This is a genomic window from Arthrobacter arabinosi, from assembly GCF_054511115.1.
The window spans coordinates 357,222-377,726 of the sequence record NZ_JBTNDF010000001.1; the positions used below are offsets into that span (position 1 = coordinate 357,222).

The following is a 20,505-nucleotide window of genomic DNA, read 5'->3' on the forward strand; positions in this document are numbered from 1 at the left end:
TGCTCCTCTTTGAGATGTTGATCCGCCAATATGTTACTGGCCAGTAACATGGCGTGCAAGCGGCAGCCCGGGTGAGGCTCGGTCAGCCGGCGGCCGCGTCCTGGGTGCCCGGGCCGCCCTTGACGGGCAGCGGGTCCGGGTCGAGGAATGCGACGGTGATGATCGCCGCGACCTGCTCGATCTGCCAGGCACGCGCGCCGAGGTCCGCGAGGGCCGCGGAGACGGACTCGAGCGAGATCTCGGCGGGAGGACGCCAGGCGATGCGGCGCAGATAGTCCGGAGTCAGCAGATTCTCCACGGGCATCCCGAGTGTCTCGGCCCGCTGCCCCACCCGGGGCCGCGCCGTCTGCAGCCGGGCCGCGGCCTCGGGGTCCTTCTCCGCCCAGACGCGCGGCGGCGGAGGAGCGTTCGAGGAGACGTGCAGGGGCGGGAGGTCGGTCAGTTTCTGCGCCTCGGCGATGCACCGGATCCAGCGCGGCGCCTCCTTCTGCGCGGCCCGGCCGTGGAACCCCTTGGTGGCCAGCAGCTGGGGGACCGTGGACGGCATGGCCCTGGCCGCGGCGACGATGGACGAGTCCGGGATGAGCCGGCCGGGAGCGACGTCACGGCGCTGCGCGAGGTCCTCCCGCTCGAGCCACATCTGCCGTACGGCAGCGAGCTGTCGGCGGTCGCGCAGCTGGTGCAGACCGGAGGTGCGGCGCCAGGGGTCGACGCGCGGCTCGGCCGGGGGAGTGCTGCGGATGTGCTCGAACTCCTCCTCGGCGATGCCGAGCTTGCCGTCCTGCGCGAGGAGCGCGGCCAGCTTGTCCCGCAGTTCGGTGAGGACCTCGACGTCGAGTGCCGCATAGCGGAGCCACGGCTCGGGCAGGGGCCGCTTCGACCAGTCCGCCGCGGAGTGTTCCTTGGCGAGGGTGAAACCGAGCTGCGACTCGATCACGGCGGCGAGGCCCACCCGGGGGAGCCCGGCCAGCCGCGCGGCGAGCTCGGTGTCGAAGAGCCGGTCCGGCCACATGCCGAGCTCCGAGAGGCAGGGCAGGTCCTGGCTGGCGGCGTGCAGGATCCACTCGACGCCGTCGAGGGCGTCGTCGATGATGCGGAGGTCGCGGAACGGTTCCGGGTCGATGAGCCAGGTCCCCGCTCCCTCACGGCGGATCTGCACGAGGAAGGCGCGCTGCCCGTACCGGAAGCCCGACGCCCGCTCGGCGTCGACGCCGGCCGGTCCCGTCCCGGCGGCGAGGGCGGCGGCGGCGCGTTCGAGGCCTGCCTGCGTGTCGATGACGAGGGGCACGCCGTCGCGCGGTTCGGTGAGGAGGGGGAGTGCTTCGGTGGTGCCGGTGTCGGCGGGATCGGACGCTTCGACGCTGTCCGTCTGTTCGGAGATGTGGGAACTCATGGTGTTTTCAGTCTATCCCGGAGCCTCCAGCAGCCGGACGGCGTTCCCGTCCCGTGGCAGGGTGGCGTCACGACCGGCGGTGCGGGAGGTGGGCCACGCCGTCGGGCAGCGACGGGAGGCCGGCGAAGGTACACACCATGTCCGTCCAGGCCTCGAGGTGGCGCCGTACATCGGAGGTGGCGGGCGTCCAGGAGGCCCGGAGTTCGATGTCGATGGTGTCGGCGCGGTCCTCGAGCGTGCCGTAGCTCTCGGACAGGATCCTCGTGGCGGTCCCGCCCGCGCTGTGGTGGCGGGCACCGTGGTTCTGCAGGGCCTCCACGAGCCACGTCCATGCCACGGAACCGAGGAGGGCGTCGTTGCCCATGTCCGCCTCGAGCTGGGCACGGATGTACGTCACGATCCGGAACCTGCCGTTCCAGACCTCGGAGCCGGCCGGGTCGTGGAGGAGGATGAAGCGGCCCGTCGCCAGTTCCTGCGGGTCGGACGGGAGGACGAAGGACCGCACCGGCCCGTGGACGGGGGTCGGGGCCGGCGTCGTTCCGAACACCTCGGCGCCGAGGGCGACGGCGAACGGCGCCAGGCGGGAGGGGGCGGGGATCTCGTCGAGGCGGATCTCGCTGCGGCGCGCCGCCCTCCGGAGACCCGCGAGGGCGTCGAGGAACTCGTCGGGAAGCTGCGGCACGCCACCGGTTGCACTCACTCCCGCAGGCTATGCCCCGCGGAACCGCTCGCAGGGGCGGCGCGCCGGAGCCCTCAGGCGGACACGTCCCGGCGGATCGCCTCGATGAAGGCGTCGACGTCCTCTTCGGTGGTGTCGAACGAGCACATCCAGCGGACCTCGCCGGTGGCCTGGTCCCAGTCGTAGAACCGGAAGCTCTCGCGGATGCGGTCAGCCGCCCCGGGGGGCAGGATGGCGAAGACCGCGTTCGCGGTGGTCTCCTGCGTCAGCGTCACACCCGGGATCCTCCGGACGCCCTCGGTCAGGCGGGCCGCCATGGCATTGGCATGGGTCGCCGAGCGGAGCCACAGGTCGCCCTCGAGCAGCGCGATGAGCTGGGCGGAGACGAATCGCATCTTCGACGCGAGCTGCATGTTGAGCTTGCGGAGGTACTCGAGTCCCGTGGAGGCCTCCTGGTTCAGGACGACGACGCACTCGCCGAACATGAGCCCGTTCTTGGTCCCGCCGAAAGACAGGATGTCCACGCCGGCGTCCCGCGTGAAGGCGCGGAGGGGCTGGCCGAGCGCCGCCGCCGCGTTCGCGAGCCGCGCGCCGTCCATGTGCAGGCGCATCCCGCGGGCATGGCAGTGGTCGGCGATGGCCTTGATCTCGGCGACCGTGTAGAGAGTGCCGAGCTCGGTGGTCTGCGTGATGGAGACGGCCAGGGGCTGCGCCCGGTGCTGGTCGCCCCAGCCCCACGCCTCGCGGTCGATCAGCTCGGGCGTCAGCTTGCCGTCCGGCGTGGGCACGGCCAGGAGCTTGATGCCGCCCACGCGCTCGGGTGCCGCGTTCTCGTCGACGTTGATATGGGCGGTCTGCGGGCAGATGACGGCTCCCCAGCGCGGCAGGATCGACTGCAGTGAGAGGACGTTCGCGCCGGTTCCGTTGAAGACCGGGTAGATGGAGATGCCGTCGCCGAAGTGGTGCTCCATCACCTCCAGCAGGCGCGCCGTGTACTGGTCCTCGCCGTAGGCGACCTGGTGCCCCTCGTTCGCGGCGGCGATGGCGGTGAGGACCTCGGGGTGCACCCCCGAGTAGTTGTCGGACGCGAAGCTGCGCTGGGTGCGGTCGTGGAGGGAGGCGGGCGGGGCCACGGGGTTCAGGGTGTCGGTCACGGCCCTATTATCCCCGAACCGCGTCGATGCGGGTCCCGTTGATCTCCGCGGCGGGCAGCCCGGGCAGGCCGGCGAGGATCGCCGCGAGGTCGTCGACGTGCGTGTAGCCCGGGAACGACCGCTCGGGGTGCTGCTCCCGCATCGCGTCATCCACGAGGGCCTTGACGACGACGGCGGTCGCGGCCGCCGTCGTGCCGTCCCGGGTGAAGCCGTCGGCGACGGCCTGCAGCCAGGCGTCGACGGAGGCCTTCACCGCGGCGTAGGACGCGTTCGGCGCGGTGGGCGCCGCGACGGCCGTGGCGGAGACGGCGGCGAGCCGGCCGCCGCGTCCGGCCAGCTGGTCGTAGAAGGCCCGGCTGGTGTTGAACAGTGTCACGAAGACCGAGCGGTGGAGGAAGGCGTGGTCCTCCGAGGTCTGCGTGGTGATGCCCTTGCCGCCGCGCCATCCGCCCACGAGGTGGAACAGGGCGTCGGTGCCGCCGTGGTCGGCGCGCACCCGGTCGGCGAGGTCCCCGACCGCAGCCTCGTCCGCGAGGTCGCACGCCTGGCGGTCGACGCCGTCGAGGTCCGCGAACGCCGCGTCGAGGCGGCCCGCGTGGGAGCCCACGGCGACGACCGTCAGTCCGTCGGCGACCAGTCGCCGGGTCAGGGCGATGCCGGAGGCGCTGGTGGCGCCGGCGACGACGGCGGTCCGGCCGCCGGCGCCGCCGCTCATGCCGCGTCCGCCGTGATGCCGGCGGTGGATTCGATGACGGGCTTCATCTTGCGGTCCAGCGCCTCGAAGAACATGGACAGGGGGAACTCGTCGTCGAGCACGGCATCGGTGAGGGCGCGCGGTGGGCCCATCAGCTCGAGCGCGTCCGGTCCCTTCGCCCAGACGGAGGCTGGATGCGGCGTGACCGTGCCGGCGACCAGCTCGTAGGCGGCGAGCCAGTGAGCGATCTTGGGGCGGTCGATGGACCGCCAGTAGAGCTGCTCGATCTGCTCACCGAGCGCGACGACGACGTCGGCCGCCTCGTCCCAGTCGATGGTCAGCTTGGTGTCCGTCCAGTGGAGGACCCGGTGCTGGTGCATCCAGGCGAAGAGGAGCTGGCCGCCGAGGCCGTCGTAGTTGCGCACGCGGCTGCCCGTGATGCTGAAGCGGAAGATGCGATCGAAGATCACGGCGTACTGCACGAGCCGCGCATGCCGGCGTGCCTCGGGCGAGGCGTCGTCGTCCTTGGCGATGCGCACGGATTCGCGGAAGGCCGTCAGGTCGCAGCGCAGTTCCTCGAGGGAGTAGAGGAAGTAGGGCATGCGCTGCTTGATCATGAACGGATCGAAGGGCAGGTCGCCGCGCATGTGGGTGCGGTCGTGGATGAGGTCCCACATCACGAAGGTCTCCTCCGCGAGCTTCTGGTCCTCCAGCAGCTCGAGCGCCTCGGCGGGGAGGTCCAGCCGCGTGATGTCGGCGGCCGCGCGGACCACCCGGCGGAATCGTGCGGCCTCCCGGTCGGCGAAGATGGCGCCCCAGGTGAAGGTCGGGGTCCGGCTCACGGCGACGGTCTCGGGGAAGAGCACCGCGGAGTTCGTGCTGTATCCCTCGGTGAAGTCGAGGAACCTGATGGGGACGAAGAGGGCGTTGGAGTAGTCGCCGGCCTCCAGTTCGGCGATGAACTCGGGCCACAGCACCTCGATGAGCACGGCCTCGACGAGCCGGCTGGTGCTGCCGTTCTGGGTGTACATGGGGAAGACGACGAGGTGCCGGAGGCCGTCCGTGCGGTCCAGCTGGGGCTGGAAGGCCAAAAGCGGTTCGAGGAAGTCCGGTACGGCGAAGCCGCTGGAGCGCCACGCCTCGAAGGCCGTCACGGTGCGCGCGAGGTAGTCGGCGTCGTGGGGGAAGAGGGGAGCCAGCGCCTCCACCGCGGCGATGATCCGCCCGGTGTGTTCCGTCGCCGCGGCGTGGTGCTCGGCGTCGGGGATGGAACCGTCCTTGACCTGCAGGAGTTGCAGCGCATGGGCCGCGGCCTTGAGGCTCTTCCACGCTGCGGTGTCCTGGGGTGTGCTGTGGGCAGGTGCGAGGGGGGTGACGGTCATGGCTGCTGCTCTCTCTCGTCGGGATGGTTGCTGGTCCGTTGCGGCGAGCCTAGCAATGAGAACAGCAACTCTTACACCCAGCGCCCTCGAGCAGCAGATACTCTTATGCTCGGCATGGGGCGCGGACGAGGGAAGGATCAGCCGGCCTTCACAGCACCCGTGGAAGCACCGGAGGCCGGCCCTTCGGGGCCGGCCTCCGGTGCGGTCCTCCCGGCGCCGTCACGGAGGGAGCGCCTACTCGGCTGCGACCAGCTTCATGGAGATGGAGTTGATGCAGAAGCGCTGGTCGGTCGGTGTGTCGAAGCCCTCGCCCTTGAAAAGGTGCCCGAGGTGGGAGTCGCACCGCGCGCACCGCACCTCGATGCGCTCCATGCCGAGCGACCGGTCATGCAGGTAGCGGACCTTGTCCTCAGCGAGTGGCGCCCAGAACGAGGGCCAGCCGCAGTGCGAGTCGAACTTCTCGTTGCTGGTGAACAGTTCCGCGCCGCACGCCCGGCACTCGTAGGTGCCCGCGGTCTTGGCGTCGTAGTACTCGCCCGTGTACGGGCGTTCCGTGCCGGCTTTCCGCAGGACCTGGAACTCCTGGGGGGTCAACTCCTGCCGCCACTCGTCGTCGGACTTGTCGATCTCTGGCCGGTAGCTCTCTCGTTCGGTGGTCATGGTTCCTGCAACGCCTACGAGTCACCAATAAATCCCGAGCCCGAGTACAGGTGCAGGACGGCGATGCCGAGCTTGGCCTGTGCCTTGCTGGCCCAGTCCGTGTGGAACGTGTCCGCCAGGGCGTGGGGCCGGGTGATGACCACCGCCTGCGCGGCCCCGCTGGCGGCTGCCTCCTGGATCATGGCCTCCACGGGGTTCTCCCTCGTCGTCCGCCCGCGGGCCGCGAAGCCGTCGTCCATGAGGAGCTGCAGCGAGGTCTTGAGGGCGGCCCGGGCGGCGGCCTCGTCGTGACGGCGGTCGTCGGCCGAGAAGGTCCGGAACGCCTCGCCCACCTCGAGCAGGCTCAGGTGACGGAAGAACTCGCCCAGCACGGACTCGCTGGCGTCCTCGGGAATCAGGACGACGACCTCCACCAGCTCCTCCTCTCCCCGGAGCGTGCGCAGGTTGCGGAGGTCCGGGCCGGTCAGTGCTTCTTCGCTCAGGACGAGGATTGTTTGCGTCATGGCGCCACTGTACTGCCGGGCCCCGCGGCCCGTCCCGGTCGACCCCGACGCACCGGCGACGGGCCCCGAATCGACGGCCCTCGGCGCCGCAGGGTAGAAATGGACCATGACATCGATGACGTCACCGGATGCAGGGCAACAGGGCACTGCACCCTGGCTCAAGTGGACAGCGCTCGGCGTGGGGGCGGGGGCCGCGCTCGCATCCTCGGCGGCCGGCGCCGTCTCCGGACTCGCGGTGTACTTCGCTCGGCAAGTCGTGACGCCGGCGCGCGTCCGCGACGAGAACCTCGACATCCTCGCCGTCGTCGGCTCCGCGGGCAGCCAGACGGTCATCCTCCCCGCCAACGACGACACGACCGTCGAGGGCACCTACAGCCTGCACTTCGCCGGAGGGGCGGGCCAGGCGCGCATCGGCGCCATCCGCTCCTACGTCCCCCGCGAGGGCACCGTGGAACGCGTGGTCGAGAGGGTCGACGCCGGGGACCTCGCTGCCGCGACCCGCGGCTGGTGGGGCGGCGCCGTGTACCTCTCGCCGTCCGCCATGGGCTTCGCCGACGAGGAGGTGCTCATCCCCGTCGAGGGCGGCGCGGCCCCCGCCTGGCTGGTCCGCGCCGAGGCGCCGACGGGCACCTGGGCGATTATGGTGCACGGACGCGGCGCGTCCCGCGCCGAGGCGCTGCGCGCCCTCACCCCGGCCCGGCGCCTCGGGCTGACCAGCCTGGTCATCTCCTACCGGAACGACGGCGAGGCACCCGCCGCACCGGACGGGCGCTACGGCCTCGGCATGACGGAGTGGCACGACGTCGACGCCGCCATCGACTTCGCGATGACGCACGGCGCCCGCGACGTGGTGCTGTTCGGCTGGTCCATGGGCGGCGCGATCGTGCTGCAGGCGGCGGACCTCTCCCGGCACCGGAGTCGCATCACCGCGCTCGTCCTGGACGGGCCGGTGATCGACTGGATGGAGGTGCTCGCGCACCACGCCGAACTGAACCGGATCCCCGCGCCCGTCGGCCGGCTCGGACAGTACCTCCTGGCGAGCCAGCGCGCGCGGAGGATCACCGGGCTCGCCGCCCCGCTGGACCTCAAGAGCATGGATTGGATCGCGCGTGCGGAGCAGCTGACCCTGCCCACCCTGGTCCTCCACAGCGAGGACGACGAGTTCGTCCCCATCGGCCCCTCTGCCGAACTGGCCGCGAAGAACCCGACGTTCGTCACGCTCGAGCGGTTCCACCGGGCCCGGCACACGAAGGAGTGGAACGTGGACCCGGAGCGGTGGGAGTCCGTCGTCGAACGCTGGCTCGACGGCCGCCTGTTCGGCCGGATCCTCCCGGGCGGGAAGATGCGCGGCCCGGCGGCTACTGCGCGGCCCTGATCGTCCGCTTGATCCGTCCCAGCATCGCGGACATGCCCCGCATCCGCAGGGGGGTGATCGCGCGCGTGAGGCCGAGGCGGTCAGGGACGTCGTCCGGGACCGCGAGGACCTCCGCGGCCGGCAGGCCGTCGAGCCCCTCGAGGAGAACGCCCGCGAACCCCCGCGTCGTCGGGGCCTCGCGCGGCGCCGAGAAGAAGAGGTGAACCGGCCGGCCCGGACCGTCGCCGATCTCCAGGGTAAGGAAGAGGGGGCTCTGGCACTCCACGACCTGCTCGAGCAGTTCCGGATGCTCGCTGTACCGCTCGGGCAGCGCAGGAAGCCCGTTCGAGAACTCGAGGAGGAGCTGCAGGCGGTCCGGTTCGGTCAGGTCCTGGAAGTCGTCGATGATCTCGGCGAGTTTCGCCGGGACGGTCTCCGTGGTCATCGCGACCGTCCCTGCACTGCTGCCGGCGCCTCGCCGGGCTCCGTGCCGCGGACGATGGGCACGCGGACCGCGTTGCCCCACTCCGTCCACGAGCCGTCGTAGTTGCGGACCCTGTCGAAGCCCAGCAGGTACGTGAGGACGAACCACGTGTGGCTCGAGCGCTCACCGATCCGGCAGTACGCGACGACGTCGTCGCCGTCCTGCAGTCCAGCCTCGCCACGATAGATGGAGTCGAGTTCGGCGCGGGTACGGAAGGTCCCGTCCGGAGCGGCGGCACGGGCCCACGGCACGGAGCGGGCGGTGGGGATGTGGCCGCCGCGCAGCGCGCCCTCCTCCGGGTACGCCGGCATGGTGGTGCGGGCGCCCGTGTACTCGTCGCCTGAGCGGACGTCGATGAGCGGCTCGCCCAGGTGACCGAGGACGTCGCTGAGGAAGGCGCGGATGGGCGCGTCCTCGCGCTCGACGACCGGGTAGTCGCTGGCGGCGACGTCGGGCCTGTCCGTGGTCAGCGCCCGGTCCTCGGCGACCCACTTGTCCCGGCCGCCGTCGAGCAGGCGCACGTCGCCGTGGCCGAAGAGCGTGAAGACCCACAGGGCGTACGCGGCCCACCAGTTGCTCTTGTCGCCGTAGATGACCACGGTGGAGTCGCGCGTGATGCCCTTCGCCGCCATGAGGCGCGCGAAGCCCTCACCGTCGATGTAGTCCCGCGTCACCTCGTCGTTGAGCTCCGTGTGCCAGTCGATCTTCACGGCACCGGGGATGTGGCCCGTCTCGTACAGCAGGACGTCCTCGTCGGATTCGACGACGACGAGCCCTTCGGTGCCGAGGTGCGCGGCGAGCCAGTCGGTCGAGACCAGCCGCTCGGGATGGGCGTACTCGGCGAACTTGTCCTGCGGATCTGGAGCCAGGGTCATTGCGGCCTTTCACGTAGCTGTCAGCTGTCCGGACACGACCGCGTGACGTCCCTCGGACAGGCGGTCGTGGTTCCTCCTAGCCTAACGACGCGGCAGGGCAATTGCTTCCGGCGTCCCGGGACGCGGCAGGGTGCGCGGGCAGGCGTCAAGGGGGTACCGGGGCCGGCGGCCGGGCGCCCCGCGCGGGTGGGCGTGCCGTAGTCTTGCGTAGCGGAACAGCCGCCCGCGGGCCGCTGCCGCCACCACCAGCCGGAGAGAGAAAGCGGTCCAGATCCGTGCCAGCCATCGAACACCTCACAGAGCGCACCCCCAGGGTCTCCGTCGATGAGTTGCTGAGCGGGTTCCACCCGTCACCCCGCTTCGGGGAGGTGTCCTTCGACACCTACCGTCCGGATCCGCAGCAGCCGTCGCAGTCGGCGGCGGTCTCGAAGCTCCGCGACTTCGCGGCCTCCGTGGACGAGCCGCAGCCGTCGGGGCTCCGCAGGTTCTTCGGCGGCGGGAAGAAGCCCGAGACGCGTGCCGGCGTCTACCTCGACGGCGGTTTCGGCGTCGGCAAGACCCACCTCCTGGCCTCCCTGTGGCACGCGTCCTCCGGGCCGAAGGCGTTCGGGACGTTCGTCGAGTACACGAACCTGGTGGGAGCCCTCACGTTCCGGAAGACCGTCGACGCGCTGAGCGGCTACAGCCTCGTCTGCATCGACGAGTTCGAACTCGACGACCCGGGCGACACCGTCCTGATGTCACGCCTCATGCGCGAACTCGCCGACGCCGGGGTCAAACTCGCCGCGACGTCCAACACCCTCCCGGGATCCCTGGGGGACGGGCGGTTCGCCGCCGAGGACTTCCAGCGGGAGATCCAGGTGCTGGCGGACCAGTTCGAGGTGGCCCGGATCGACGGCGAGGACTACCGTCACCGCGGCCTCCCGCAGGCCCCCGAGGCCATGGACGACGCCGGCCTGCGGGAGAGGATCGCGTCCTATGCCGGCGGGGTCCTCGCCGAGGACGAGTTCGGGGACCTCCTGCGACACCTGTCCGACGTGCACCCGAGCCGGTACCGCCAGTTGCTGGACGGCGTGGACGCGGTGGCCTGGCACAACGTGCAGACGATCACGGAACAGGCCGTCGCGCTGCGCTTCGTGGTCCTCGCGGACCGCCTGTACGACCGGGACGTGCCCATCATGGCGAGCGGCACGACCTTCGACCATCTCTTCACGGACGAGATGATGCACGGCGGCTACATGAAGAAGTACTACCGGGCGGTCTCCCGCCTCACGGCCCTCGCCCGGCAGGGCAGCGACGTGGCGTCCTAGCCCCTGGTCGGCGCAGCAGGGCCCTCGCACGCAAGAAGCGCCGGTACCGCCTCTCGGCGGGACCGGCGCTTCCTTATTGCCAGGCTGGGTGCTACACGGCCGGCGGGGAGGTAGGGCCGACGTCGCCCTTGCCGTCCTTCTTGTCGACCTTGTCGACCATCGCCGAAGCCTTCGTCTGCACTCCGTCGATGTGGCGCGAATACTTGCCATGGGTCCTGCTGTCGACGAAGTCGCCAGCCTTCCCGATGCCGTTCTTCACCGTGGCGGAATTGCTGCCGATGAGTTCGGTCGCCTTACCTGCGAGGGTGCCGGCCTTGCCCTTGAGCCCGTCCAATAAACCCACGGACACCTCCTTTCGGTCGTGGAGACGCAGTCCGTCTCCGCTGCACCAAGCATAGGTCAGGGCGGGGAGGTGCAGTCGGGGGAGGGGGTGCAGTTCGCCGTCGGCGGAGCACAAAAAATGCCCGGTCCTCGCCAGGACCGGGCAACGGCCGACAACCGGCCTGAGAGCGGACGACGGGATTCGAACCCGCGACATCCACCTTGGCAAGGTGGTGCTCTAGCCAGCTGAGCTACGTCCGCAAAAAAGCGCCCCCGAGGGGGCGCCTTCGTGGGCGATACTGGGATCGAACCAGTGACCTCTTCCGTGTCAGGGAAGCGCGCTACCGCTGCGCCAATCGCCCAAGTCCATGGGGTACTCGTGCTCGCCATGTAACGAGGTGGGGACGGGATTCGAACCCGCGTATACGGCTTTGCAGGCCGCTGCCTCGCCTCTCGGCCACCCCACCATGACCGGACTGCTCCGGTCACCGGACGGATCCGGCCATACAGTGACTTGCGAGCGGACGACGGGATTCGAACCCGCGACATCCACCTTGGCAAGGTGGTGCTCTAGCCAGCTGAGCTACGTCCGCAGAAGAAAAAGGGCTTGAAACTCCCGTTCGATGCTGTGCATTTCATGGTGTTTCTTCGTTTTCCAACGAGAGAAAACTCTATAGGACGTTCGCGGGTTCGTCCAATCGGTGCCGGCGCCCGCTGTCGGAGGCACCTGAGAGACTGGACCCATGACAGCCCCGCTCCTCGCGCACGCGACACCGCACGGCCGGATGTACGCCCGCTCCACGACGGAGCAGCCCGCCGTCCCCTCCATCACCACCGTCATCTCGCAGCTCCCCTCGTCCCTCGGCGGCTGGTTCGGCCACATGGCGGCCAGCGCCCTGGCGCGGGACCCGCGCCTCCCGGGAGCCCTGGGGAATCCGTCCGAGCTGCGCACCGCCGTCCGCGAGGCCGCGTCGGCCGCCGAGCGCTACCGCGACGAGGCGGCCCTGCGCGGGACGCGCGTGCACCACTACTGCGAACAGGTGGCGCTGCGGGCGCTCGGCCGCCCGGACGAGCTCGACGCGGCGCGGCTCGACCTCGAGGAGAACGGCGAGGGCGGCTTCGGCCAGCGGTTCGACGAATGGTGGGACCTCTACGACGTCCGCCCCGTGGAACCCGAACTGACGGTCTGGAACACGGAACTCGGCTACGCGGGCACCCTGGACCTCGTCGCCACGATCGGTGGGCGTACCTGCCTGATCGACTACAAGACGAAGAACACCGACCGCGACGGCTTCGTGAAGGCACTGGACGACAAGGTGGTCATGCAGCTCGTCGCGGGCATGAAGGCCGAGGAATCGCTGGTCGACCCGCAGACGGGCGAGTGGAGGCCGTGGGCGCACGGGGACCAGCCGCTGCTGCTCGGCGTGGCGGTCGGGCAGACCGAGGTCCGGGCCATGAGGGCCAATCCCTCGGTGCTGAGGAACCACTGGCTGCGGTTCTGCGCCTTGCGGCGTGCGTGGGAGGCGGGACTCGACGCCGACGGGGCGGGCCGGGCACTCCTGCCCCTCGGCCCCCCGCCGAGCCGGCAGATCCCTGCCGAACCCGCGCTGCCCGCCTGAGGCACGGCCGGATCCTGCCCGGGACCCCGCGGCACTAGGATTGACGGGAACTCCGAAGCATCCGACGTGAACGAAGCGAGGAACAGAGCACCGATGGCCGTCCTGAGTATCCGCATGATCGGCGATCCGATCCTCCGCACCCCCGCCGCGGAGGTCACCGAGTTCGGGCCCGAACTCGCCCGGCTCATCGGGGACATGACCGAGACCATGATCGACGTGCAGGGGGCCGGCCTCGCCGCGCCGCAGGTCGGGGTGGGACTCCGGGTGTTCACCTACCGGGTCGACGGCGCCGAGGGGCACGTGGTGAACCCGGTGCTCGAGGTCGGCGGCGCCTCCCAGGGGGAGTCCGACATCGAGGGCTGCCTGTCCGTCCCCGGCCTGGGAAGCTTCGTCGACCGGTCCGACTGGGCGCGCGTCACGGGCAAGGACCTCTCCGGTCAGGACATCGCGGTGGAGGGCACCGGCATGCTGGCCCGAGCGCTCCAGCACGAGACGGACCACCTCCGGGGGACGCTGTACATCGACCGGCTCGCGGGCGAGGACCGGAAGAACGCGCTCAGGGCCATCCGGAGCGCCGATTACAACCGCGTCACCTCCCGCACTGCCGCTGAACGCTCGCGGTCCCTCGGGTCGAGCTTCACCCCGGGCGCCGGAACGCCGGAGCCCGGCCGGCGCGCCGGCGCCTTCGGCCGGTCCGCCCGATGAGGGTCCTCTTCGCAGGAACGCCCGAGGTCGCCGTCCCGTCGCTGCGCGCGCTGGTGGACGCCGGCTTCGACGTCGCCGCCGTCCTCACGCGCGTCGACGCTCCCGTGGGACGCCGGAAGGTCCTGACGCCGAGCCCCGTCGCCGCCGTCGCGGAGGAGCTCGGACTGCCCGTCCTCAAGGCGAACCGCTTCACGCCGGACCTCGTCGCCCACCTGGGGACCCTCGATCTCGACGCCGCCGCGATCGTCGCGTACGGCGGCATCGTCCCGCCGGCCGGACTCGAGATCCCGAAGCACGGCTGGATCAACCTGCACTTCTCGGTCCTGCCGGCCTGGCGGGGCGCCGCCCCCGTGCAGCACGCGGTCCTCGCGGGGGACGACGTCACGGGCGCGACCACGTTCCTCCTGGAGGAGGGGCTCGACACAGGACCCGTCTTCGGCGTGATGACGGAGACGCTCGAACCGGATGCCACGAGCGGGGCCGTCCTCGAGCGCCTGTCCCACGGCGGGGCGGTCCTGCTCGTGCAGACACTCTCGGGCCTCGAGGCGGGCCGGGTGGAGGCGACGCCGCAGACGGGCGAGGTGAGCCTCGCCCCGAAACTCACCATCGACGACGCGCGCATCGACTGGTCGCAGCCGGCCGTCGCCGTGCGCCGCCGCATCAACGCGGTGACCCCCGAACCCGGAGCGTGGACCACGCTGGACGGACAGCGGGTGAAACTCGGGCCCGTCGCGCCGATCGGCAGCGGCGAGGACACGCGCGGCGGCGGCGGCCCGCAGGACGCCCACCTGCTGCCCGGCAGGATCGACGTCGCCGGTCGGCAGGTCCTGGTGGGGACCGCCACGGACGCCGTGGTCCTCGGGGACCTGCAACCGGCCGGGAAGAAGATGATGAAGGCCCTCGACTGGGCACGGGGCGCGGCGACGCGCGGGAAGCTGGTGTTCGAATGAGCGCGACCGGAGGAACGAACGGAGGCTCGGGCGGGCGCGACGGACGCCGGTCGGGCGCGGGCAAGGCCGGCGGTCAGGGTCATGGTCGGGGTCATGGCCAGGGAGGGGGCACACGGCGCCGTGACGACCAGGGCCGTGAACGGAACCGCGGCGGCGAGCGCCAGTTCTCCCAGGCTGCGCCATCGCAGCGCACCCGACGCGCCGATCCGGCCCGCCTCGTCGCGTTCGAGGTCCTGCGAGCCGTCGCCGCCGAGGACGCCTACGCGAACCTCGTCCTGCCCGCGAGCATCCGCAAGCACCGCCTCGACCGCCGGGACGCCGGCTTCGCGACGGAACTCACCTACGGCGCGCTGCGGGGGCAGGGCACGTACGACGCCGTCCTGGCCCGCTGCGTCGACCGCCCCCTGGACCAGCTCGACCCCGCCGTCCTCGACGCCCTGAGACTCGGCGTGCACCAGCTCCTGGCGATGCGCGTTCCCGCCCACGCGGCGCTGGACCAGACCGTGGGCCTCGTGCGCGCCGTGATCGGCGCCGGGCCCTCCTCGCTCGTCAACGCGGTGCTCCGCAAGGTCAGCGCGAAGGACCTGGACGGCTGGGTCGCCGACCTCGTCGCCGGCCTCACCGACCCGACCGCCGTCGCCGCCCTGACCTACAGCCATCCCGAGTGGATCGTCCGCGCCATGCGCCAGGCGCTCGTCGCGCACGGCCGGGATGTCAGCGAGATCGACGCCCTCCTGGCGGCGGACAACGCCGCGCCGGTGGTCCACCTCGTCGCCCTGCCGGGATTCGCCACGCTCGACGACGTCCTCGCGGAGGGCGCCGAGCCCGGCCGCCTCGCCCCGGGGTCGGCCTACTACTCGGGCGGCGACATCAGCAGGATTCCCGGCGTCGCCACGGGCACCGTCCGCGTGCAGGACACCGGTTCGCAGCTCGTCGCGCGGGCCCTGGCCGCCGTAGAGCTCCCCGGACGCCCGGCGGGCGGACCCGAGCAGTGGCTCGACCTCTGCGCGGGCCCCGGCGGCAAGACCGCCCTGCTCGCCGCGATCGGGCAGGACGCCGGCGTGCACCTGACCGCGAACGAGCCGGTCCCGCACCGGGCCCAGCTGGTCCGGCAGGCGCTGCGGCCCCTCCCCGAGGACTCCTGGACCGTGCGCGTCGGCGACGGGCGTGACGTCGGGCAGGAACAGCCGGACCACTTCGACCGCGTGCTCGTCGACGCACCCTGCACGGGACTCGGCGCCCTGCGCCGCCGCCCCGAGTCACGCTGGCGCCGGCAGCCCTCCGACCTGGTGGGACTGGCACCCCTGCAGCGGGAGCTCCTCGCCTCCGCGCTCGACGCCGTCGCGCCCGGCGGCGTCGTGGCCTACGTGACCTGCTCGCCGCACCACGCGGAGACGGACGCCGTCGTGGACGACTGCCTGCGCAAGCGCCCCGGCTTCGAGCGGCTCGACGCGGGAGCCGCGCTCGACGCCGTGAGCATCGGCGGGGCGCTCGACGCCGGACACGGGACGAGCGCGCAGCTCTGGCCCCACGTGCACGGCACGGACGCGATGTACCTCGCGCTCATCCGGAAGAATGCCTGAGGACGGCAGGACACCCTCGGTCCCGTGGCAGTGGCACGAACGGCAGTGGCACGAACGGCAAGCACACGAACGGCAGTGTCTCGAACGGCAAGCACACGAACGGCAGTGAAAGGAACGGCAGTGACGCATCTGCGTATCAACCCGAGCATCCTCTCGGCGGACTTCGTGAACCTGGAGGCCGAGCTGCAGCGCATCGCGTCGGCGGACGCCGTGCACGTGGACGTCATGGACAACCACTTCGTGCCGAACCTCACCCTCGGGCTCCCGATCGTCCGGAGGATCCAGCAGGTCAGCCCGCTGCCGCTCGACGTCCACCTCATGATCGAGGACGCCGATCGCTGGGCGCCCGCCTACGCCGAGGCCGGTGCGGCGTCCGTGACGTTCCACGCGGAAGCCGCCGCGGCCCCGGTCAAGCTGGCCCGCGAGCTGCGGGATGCCGGCGCGACGGCCGGTATGGCGCTGCGGCCGGCCACGCCCGTGGAGCCGTACCTGGACATGCTGGGGGAGCTCGACCTGCTGCTCGTCATGACGGTGGAGCCGGGATTCGGCGGTCAGTCCTTCCTCGACCTGACCCTGCCGAAGATCCGCCGCGCCGCCGACGCCGTCCGGGGAGCCGGCCTCCCCCTCGTGATCCAGGTGGATGGCGGCATCACGGAGGAGACCATCCTGCGTGCCGCCGACGCCGGTGCGACGGTCTTCGTCGCCGGCTCCTCGGTCTACGGGGCGGACGACGCCGCCGCGGCGATCACCGCCCTCCGCGCGGCAGCCGGAAAGGACTGACCGGCGCCCTCACGCGTTCTCGGCGGGCGGATCCGTCACCGTGATCCTGATGGCCAGCGCCGTCCGGGCAGCCTCCTTGAGTACCGCGAAGCGCGGATCCGGCACCGTGAGGAACGGGACCTGCGGCAGCCCCCCGAACCGTGCGAGCACCGGCTCGCCGAGGACGCCCGTCGCCAGTGCCCTGTCGCCGCCGAGCTGCAGGCACGACGGCGGGTCCGCCGTGAAGAGCGCGGCGGCGCGGGCCGCCGTCTCCTCGACGAGGGCGTCGGCCTGATTGGCACGCCGCCGCGCGAAGCGCTGCTGCGACCAGCCGCCCGCCGCCGTCCTGCCCTGGACGTACCGGGTGCCCGTCTTCGAGGACACCACGGCGCCCTCGCGTGCGACGCCCACCGAGTAGCCGCCCCGCCGGATGAGCAGCAGCCCCACCGGGATCGACGGGTCCACCGCCGTCAGCAGGTCCCCGACGGGCCCCGTGACCGCCTGCGTGCGGGCCGTTACCCCGGCCGATTCCCTTCCTGCACCTCCGACGACGGTGTCCGGCGGCAGGGGCGGGGTCAGCACCGCGACGCAGCCGTTCGCGGCGGTGGCGATGAGGGAGCCGTCGGCGCGCCCCGGGTCGGCCTGCGTGTGGAAGGGTCCGTTGCGGGCTTCGAAGCGACTCAGCCACCCCTCGAGGCGCCCGGCCTCGACGAGGACGGACCTGCTGGGGGTCATGGGGTTCCTCCTCGTCGGCGTGCACGAGCGGCCGCCGTCCGGCGTCGCGCGCCGCCCCGGGGCCGCGGGGGTCAGTGGCCCACAGTAACGTTGGGGCCGTGAATGATCTATTCAGCGCCGCGGCCGACGACGACGAGTCGGACGATGCGCCCGCCGGTGGTGCGCGGGGCGCGGCGGGCCTGCGCCCCCGCAGCCCGCTCGCCGTGAGGATGCGGCCGCGCAGCCTCGACGAGGTCGTCGGCCAGCAGCACCTGCTCGGCCGGGGATCGCCGCTGCGCACCCTCGCGGGCGAGCACGACCCCGGTGCGCACGCAGCGCCGTCGTCCGTGATCCTGTGGGGGCCGCCCGGCACGGGCAAGACGACCCTCGCCCACGTGATCGCGCGCGGCCAGGGCCGGAAGTTCGTGGAACTGTCCGCCATCACCGCGGGCGTGAAGGACGTGCGCCGCGTCATGGACGACGCCCTGACCTCGCGCGACCTGTACCGGCAGACCACGGTCCTGTTCCTGGACGAGATCCACCGCTTCAACAAGGCCCAGCAGGACGCCCTGCTGCCCGGCGTGGAGAACGGCTGGGTGGTCCTCATCGCGGCCACGACGGAGAACCCGTCCTTCTCCGTCGTGTCGCCGCTGCTCTCGCGATCGCTCCTGCAGACCCTCCGTCCGCTCGACGAGGCGGACATCCGCGGCCTGCTCCAGCGCGCCGTCGACGACGACCGCGGGCTCGCCGGGACGGTCCAGGTGTCCGAGGACGCCCTCGAGCACCTGGTCCGGCTCGCGGCGGGCGACGCGCGGCGCGGACTGACCGCGCTCGAGGCCGCCGCCGGCGTCGCGCAGTCCGAGAGGGAGAGTCCGGCGAACCCGGGCGCGGCGCACTGCACCGAGGACGCGGACGAAGCCGAGCAGGAGGGGCAGGAGGTCCTGCCGGTGCTGGTCACGCTGCAGCACGCGGAGAAGGCGGTCGACGTCGCCGCCCTGCGCTACGACCGCGCGGGTGACCAGCACTACGACGTCGCGAGTGCGTTCATCAAGTCCCTGCGCGGCTCCGACGTCGATGCCGCCCTGCACTACGTCGCGAAGATGCTCGAGGCCGGCGAGGACCCGCGGTTCATCGCGCGCAGACTCATGATCTCCGCGTCGGAGGACGTGGGCATGGCGGACCCGACCGCGCTGCAGACGGCCGTCGCCGCGGCCCAGGCCGTCCAGCTCGTCGGCATGCCGGAGGCCCGGATCATCCTCGCCGAGGCCGTCGTGCACATCGCGACCGCCCCGAAGTCGAACGCCGCCTACAACGGCATCAACGCCGCCATCGCCGACGTCCGGGCGGGCCGCGGGCAGGGCATCCCCCCGCACCTGCGCGACGCCCACTACCCGGGAGCCTCCCAGCTCGGCCACGGGAAGGGCTACGTCTACTCCCACGACGAACCGCACGGGATCGCGCTGCAGCAGTACGCACCGGACGACCTCGTGGGCCGTGACTACTACGAGCCGACGGACCGCGGAGCGGAACGGGACATCGGTTCCCGCCTGTCCCGGCTGCGGAGGATCATCCGCGGGAAGTAGGGGAGTCCTCGGCGGCGGCCGCCGGGATTCGGCCCACCGGCCTCCTCGCTGCTAGCATTGACCGCTGACTGGCAAGTCGTCGTGTACCAGCCCCCGCGCCCCGCAGCATCCCGTTGCTGCGGACGGGCGGCCAGGGTCGCGGCGGACTGTAGTACCGGGAAGCGGCCAATCCCGGCTCTCCGCAAGTGGAGGCCAGCGACACCGGAAGTGCGGACGCCCCCGTGGCACCAGTCCGCTTCTTCGCCGCAAAAAAACATCGAAAGGTTGACGTGGCTAACAACACACGTGCCCGCCGGAAGGTCCGCATCTCGCGAGCCCTCGGCATCGCCCTGACCCCCAAGGCCGAGAAGTACCTCGAGCGCCGGCCGTACGCGCCGGGCCAGCACGGCCGTGCGCGTCGCAAGCAGGACAGCGACTACGCCGTGCGTCTGCGCGAGAAGCAGCGTCTGCGTGCCCAGTACAACATCCGCGAGGCACAGATGGCCCGTGTCTTCGAGGAAGCCCGCCGCACCGCCGGCCTGACCGGTGAGAACCTGATCGAGCTGCTCGAGATGCGCCTCGACGCCCTCGTGCTTCGTGCCGGGTTCGCCCGCACCAGCGCCCAGGCCCGCCAGCTGATCGTCCACCGCCACATCATGGTCGACGGCGCGCGCGTCGATCGCCCGTCGTTCCGCGTGGCGGAGGGCCAGCTCATCCACGTGCACAGCCGCAGCGAGACCATGGTCCCACTGCAGGTCGCCGCCGCCGGCGCGCACCGCGACGTCCTTCCCGCCGTCCCCGGCTACCTGGACGTCCAGCTCGACAAGCTCCAGGCGCGCCTCGTGCGCCGCCCGAAGCGCTCCGAGGTCCCCGTGACCTGCGAAGAGCAGCTCGTCGTCGAGTACTACGCACGCTAGGCGCGCGCGGGTTCCTCCCGCAGCACTGAGCGAGAAGGCCGAAGAGCCCGCGGCACCCGCCGCGGGCTCTTCGTTCTGTAAGGTACTAAGAGCACGAAATTCCCCCGCCCGCCTCTTCCGGCGTGCACCCATGCGTAAAGGAGACCGCCCATGTCAGGTGGAGATATTGCAGGCCTGATAGCTGCGGGCGTGTTCGCCGTCCTGGTACTGCTGCTGGCAGTCCCGATCTGGAAGCTCGGCCGCGTGTTCGACGAGCTCCGGAAGGCCATCCGCACCGTCACCGACGAGACGACGCCGCTCATCGAAGAGGTCACGAGCACCGTGAGCACCACGCACCAGCAGCTGAAGACGGTCGACGGCATCACGACCAACGTCTCCGACGCCTCGGCGAACATCTCGGCGCTGTCCTCGCTGATCGCCGCCACCATCGGCTCCCCGCTCATCAAGGTCTCGGCGTTCTCCTACGGTGTCCGCTCCGCCTTCGCCGGCCGGACCTCGCCCGCGCGCCGCCGCCGCAGCCGCTAGCCCCCACAACGAACCGGAGAGAACGATGATCAGACGAGCATTCTGGCTGGCAGCCGGCATCACCATCGGCGTGGTCGCCGTGCGCAAGGTGACCCAGGCCAAGTCCACCCTCGGTCCCGAGGGCCTGAACCGCGCCGTCGGGCAGATCAGCGACAGCATCGCCGATTTCGCCGACGCCCTGCGGTCGGCCATGAGCGAGCGGGAAGACGATCTCCGGACCGCGCTCGGCGTCCCGGCGCCGACCGCTGCGGCGAAGGATCCCGGCGCGGACGCGGCTCCCGCGACCCGCCGCTCCCTCCGCTAGGCGGAGCACGGCCCGCGCCGTGGGCCCCGCCGCCGTCGCGGGCCGGTCGTGCGCCTGA

At 71.5% G+C, this 20,505-nt stretch carries 22 protein-coding genes and 4 tRNA genes; 11 read left to right on the top strand and 15 right to left on the bottom strand.

Annotated elements, in window-relative coordinates:
* Positions 1-82: 82 nt before the first annotated feature.
* From ACX80P_RS01715 to ACX80P_RS01745, 7 genes are all read right to left on the bottom strand, one after another.
* Positions 83-1,393 (bottom strand): HRDC domain-containing protein, encoded by a 1,311-nt coding sequence (locus ACX80P_RS01715; protein WP_459276294.1) that lies wholly within the window; start codon positions 1,391-1,393, stop codon positions 83-85.
* A 67-nt stretch (positions 1,394-1,460) separates the two neighbouring features.
* Entirely contained in the window at positions 1,461-2,093 is a 633-nt protein-coding gene (locus ACX80P_RS01720; RefSeq protein ID WP_459276295.1) for a DUF3000 domain-containing protein, read from the bottom strand.
* A 53-nt stretch (positions 2,094-2,146) separates the two neighbouring features.
* Positions 2,147-3,226: a threonine aldolase family protein gene (locus tag ACX80P_RS01725; RefSeq protein ID WP_459276296.1), complete on the bottom strand. Its 1,080-nt coding sequence runs from the start codon at positions 3,224-3,226 to the stop codon at positions 2,147-2,149.
* 7 nt (positions 3,227-3,233) lie between these two features.
* On the bottom strand, positions 3,234-3,941 hold the full coding sequence (locus ACX80P_RS01730; protein ID WP_459276297.1) for an SDR family NAD(P)-dependent oxidoreductase: 708 nt from the start codon (positions 3,939-3,941) through the stop codon (positions 3,234-3,236).
* On the bottom strand, positions 3,938-5,302 hold the full coding sequence (locus ACX80P_RS01735; RefSeq protein ID WP_459276298.1) for a DUF6421 family protein: 1,365 nt from the start codon (positions 5,300-5,302) through the stop codon (positions 3,938-3,940). The genes ACX80P_RS01730 and ACX80P_RS01735 overlap by 4 nt, the downstream gene beginning before the upstream one ends.
* A gap of 234 nt (positions 5,303-5,536) precedes the next feature.
* The gene (gene msrB, locus ACX80P_RS01740) at positions 5,537-5,962 is read right to left on the bottom strand and encodes a peptide-methionine (R)-S-oxide reductase MsrB (protein WP_459276299.1); all 426 of its coding nucleotides are present in this window, start codon (positions 5,960-5,962) and stop codon (positions 5,537-5,539) included.
* 14 nt (positions 5,963-5,976) lie between these two features.
* The gene (locus ACX80P_RS01745; protein WP_459276300.1) at positions 5,977-6,465 is read right to left on the bottom strand and encodes a hypothetical protein; all 489 of its coding nucleotides are present in this window, start codon (positions 6,463-6,465) and stop codon (positions 5,977-5,979) included.
* Between the two features lie 115 nt (positions 6,466-6,580).
* Between ACX80P_RS01745 and ACX80P_RS01750 the strand changes: the two genes are divergently transcribed.
* Positions 6,581-7,840 carry an alpha/beta hydrolase family protein gene (locus tag ACX80P_RS01750; RefSeq protein WP_459276781.1) on the top strand — a complete coding sequence of 420 codons (1,260 nt, stop codon included), beginning with the start codon at positions 6,581-6,583 and terminating at the stop codon, positions 7,838-7,840.
* On the opposite strand, the gene ACX80P_RS01755 is transcribed toward ACX80P_RS01750, so the two are convergent.
* The gene (locus ACX80P_RS01755; RefSeq protein WP_459276301.1) at positions 7,824-8,264 is read right to left on the bottom strand and encodes a SufE family protein; all 441 of its coding nucleotides are present in this window, start codon (positions 8,262-8,264) and stop codon (positions 7,824-7,826) included. The genes ACX80P_RS01750 and ACX80P_RS01755 overlap by 17 nt on opposite strands.
* Complete coding sequence (locus tag ACX80P_RS01760) at positions 8,261-9,178, bottom strand: sulfurtransferase (RefSeq protein ID WP_459276302.1); 918 nt, start codon at positions 9,176-9,178, stop codon at positions 8,261-8,263. The genes ACX80P_RS01755 and ACX80P_RS01760 overlap by 4 nt, the downstream gene beginning before the upstream one ends.
* Positions 9,179-9,453: 275 nt before the next feature.
* Here ACX80P_RS01760 and zapE point away from each other — a divergent pair, with 275 nt between their 5' ends.
* Positions 9,454-10,488 (top strand): cell division protein ZapE, encoded by a 1,035-nt coding sequence (zapE, locus tag ACX80P_RS01765; protein ID WP_459276304.1) that lies wholly within the window; start codon positions 9,454-9,456, stop codon positions 10,486-10,488.
* Positions 10,489-10,579: 91 nt separating this feature from the next.
* On the opposite strand, the gene ACX80P_RS01770 is transcribed toward zapE, so the two are convergent.
* The 5 genes from ACX80P_RS01770 to ACX80P_RS01790 all read right to left on the bottom strand — a co-directional run bounded on the left by ACX80P_RS01770 (position 10,580) and on the right by ACX80P_RS01790 (position 11,402).
* Positions 10,580-10,831 carry an antitoxin gene (locus tag ACX80P_RS01770; protein WP_459276305.1) on the bottom strand — a complete coding sequence of 84 codons (252 nt, stop codon included), beginning with the start codon at positions 10,829-10,831 and terminating at the stop codon, positions 10,580-10,582.
* 165 nt (positions 10,832-10,996) lie between these two features.
* A tRNA-Gly gene (locus ACX80P_RS01775) sits at positions 10,997-11,070 on the bottom strand.
* A 29-nt stretch (positions 11,071-11,099) separates the two neighbouring features.
* A tRNA-Val gene (locus tag ACX80P_RS01780) sits at positions 11,100-11,171 on the bottom strand.
* Between the two features lie 34 nt (positions 11,172-11,205).
* Positions 11,206-11,276: transfer RNA gene (locus ACX80P_RS01785), tRNA-Cys, on the bottom strand.
* Positions 11,277-11,328: 52 nt separating this feature from the next.
* Positions 11,329-11,402: transfer RNA gene (locus ACX80P_RS01790), tRNA-Gly, on the bottom strand.
* Positions 11,403-11,552: 150 nt separating this feature from the next.
* Here ACX80P_RS01790 and ACX80P_RS01795 point away from each other — a divergent pair.
* From ACX80P_RS01795 to rpe, 5 genes are all read left to right on the top strand, one after another.
* A complete protein-coding gene (locus ACX80P_RS01795) occupies positions 11,553-12,428 on the top strand; it encodes a cytochrome (RefSeq protein ID WP_459276306.1) in 876 nt (291 codons plus the stop codon).
* Positions 12,429-12,521: 93 nt separating this feature from the next.
* The gene (gene def / locus ACX80P_RS01800; protein ID WP_459276307.1) at positions 12,522-13,133 is read left to right on the top strand and encodes a peptide deformylase; all 612 of its coding nucleotides are present in this window, start codon (positions 12,522-12,524) and stop codon (positions 13,131-13,133) included.
* On the top strand, positions 13,130-14,083 hold the full coding sequence (gene fmt, locus ACX80P_RS01805) for a methionyl-tRNA formyltransferase (protein WP_459276308.1): 954 nt from the start codon (positions 13,130-13,132) through the stop codon (positions 14,081-14,083). Before def ends, fmt begins: the two co-directional genes overlap by 4 nt.
* Positions 14,080-15,666 carry an RsmB/NOP family class I SAM-dependent RNA methyltransferase gene (locus ACX80P_RS01810; RefSeq protein WP_459276309.1) on the top strand — a complete coding sequence of 529 codons (1,587 nt, stop codon included), beginning with the start codon at positions 14,080-14,082 and terminating at the stop codon, positions 15,664-15,666. The genes fmt and ACX80P_RS01810 overlap by 4 nt, the downstream gene beginning before the upstream one ends.
* Positions 15,667-15,786: 120 nt before the next feature.
* On the top strand, positions 15,787-16,446 hold the full coding sequence (rpe, locus tag ACX80P_RS01815) for a ribulose-phosphate 3-epimerase (protein ID WP_459276310.1): 660 nt from the start codon (positions 15,787-15,789) through the stop codon (positions 16,444-16,446).
* 9 nt (positions 16,447-16,455) lie between these two features.
* On the opposite strand, the gene ACX80P_RS01820 is transcribed toward rpe, so the two are convergent.
* Complete coding sequence (locus ACX80P_RS01820; protein ID WP_459276311.1) at positions 16,456-17,160, bottom strand: acVLRF1 family peptidyl-tRNA hydrolase; 705 nt, start codon at positions 17,158-17,160, stop codon at positions 16,456-16,458.
* A 98-nt stretch (positions 17,161-17,258) separates the two neighbouring features.
* On the opposite strand from ACX80P_RS01820, the gene ACX80P_RS01825 reads away from it, so the two are divergent.
* The 4 genes from ACX80P_RS01825 to ACX80P_RS01840 all read left to right on the top strand — a co-directional run bounded on the left by ACX80P_RS01825 (position 17,259) and on the right by ACX80P_RS01840 (position 20,447).
* Positions 17,259-18,722 (top strand): replication-associated recombination protein A, encoded by a 1,464-nt coding sequence (locus ACX80P_RS01825; protein WP_459276312.1) that lies wholly within the window; start codon positions 17,259-17,261, stop codon positions 18,720-18,722.
* 269 nt (positions 18,723-18,991) lie between these two features.
* Positions 18,992-19,618: a 30S ribosomal protein S4 gene (gene rpsD / locus ACX80P_RS01830; protein WP_104181758.1), complete on the top strand. Its 627-nt coding sequence runs from the start codon at positions 18,992-18,994 to the stop codon at positions 19,616-19,618.
* Positions 19,619-19,768: 150 nt separating this feature from the next.
* Positions 19,769-20,143 carry a DUF948 domain-containing protein gene (locus ACX80P_RS01835; RefSeq protein WP_459276313.1) on the top strand — a complete coding sequence of 125 codons (375 nt, stop codon included), beginning with the start codon at positions 19,769-19,771 and terminating at the stop codon, positions 20,141-20,143.
* A 25-nt stretch (positions 20,144-20,168) separates the two neighbouring features.
* Positions 20,169-20,447, top strand: coding sequence for a hypothetical protein (locus tag ACX80P_RS01840; protein WP_459276314.1), 279 nt, complete (start codon positions 20,169-20,171; stop codon positions 20,445-20,447).
* Positions 20,448-20,505 lie beyond the last annotated feature (58 nt).

Coding starts and splice junctions, on each gene's coding strand:
- ACX80P_RS01715 (WP_459276294.1), bottom strand. CDS start 1,393: ATGAGTTCCCACATCTCCGAACAGACGGACAGCGTCGAAGCGTCCGAT.
- ACX80P_RS01730 (WP_459276297.1), bottom strand. CDS start 3,941: ATGAGCGGCGGCGCCGGCGGCCGGACCGCCGTCGTCGCCGGCGCCACC.
- ACX80P_RS01735 (WP_459276298.1), bottom strand. CDS start 5,302: ATGACCGTCACCCCCCTCGCACCTGCCCACAGCACACCCCAGGACACC.
- msrB (WP_459276299.1), bottom strand. CDS start 5,962: ATGACCACCGAACGAGAGAGCTACCGGCCAGAGATCGACAAGTCCGAC.
- ACX80P_RS01745 (WP_459276300.1), bottom strand. CDS start 6,465: ATGACGCAAACAATCCTCGTCCTGAGCGAAGAAGCACTGACCGGCCCG.
- ACX80P_RS01750 (WP_459276781.1), top strand. CDS start 6,581: ATGACGTCACCGGATGCAGGGCAACAGGGCACTGCACCCTGGCTCAAG.
- ACX80P_RS01755 (WP_459276301.1), bottom strand. CDS start 8,264: ATGACCACGGAGACCGTCCCGGCGAAACTCGCCGAGATCATCGACGAC.
- ACX80P_RS01760 (WP_459276302.1), bottom strand. CDS start 9,178: ATGACCCTGGCTCCAGATCCGCAGGACAAGTTCGCCGAGTACGCCCAT.
- ACX80P_RS01795 (WP_459276306.1), top strand. CDS start 11,553: ATGACAGCCCCGCTCCTCGCGCACGCGACACCGCACGGCCGGATGTAC.
- def (WP_459276307.1), top strand. CDS start 12,522: ATGGCCGTCCTGAGTATCCGCATGATCGGCGATCCGATCCTCCGCACC.
- fmt (WP_459276308.1), top strand. CDS start 13,130: ATGAGGGTCCTCTTCGCAGGAACGCCCGAGGTCGCCGTCCCGTCGCTG.
- ACX80P_RS01810 (WP_459276309.1), top strand. CDS start 14,080: ATGAGCGCGACCGGAGGAACGAACGGAGGCTCGGGCGGGCGCGACGGA.
- ACX80P_RS01820 (WP_459276311.1), bottom strand. CDS start 17,160: ATGACCCCCAGCAGGTCCGTCCTCGTCGAGGCCGGGCGCCTCGAGGGG.
- ACX80P_RS01835 (WP_459276313.1), top strand. CDS start 19,769: ATGTCAGGTGGAGATATTGCAGGCCTGATAGCTGCGGGCGTGTTCGCC.
- ACX80P_RS01840 (WP_459276314.1), top strand. CDS start 20,169: ATGATCAGACGAGCATTCTGGCTGGCAGCCGGCATCACCATCGGCGTG.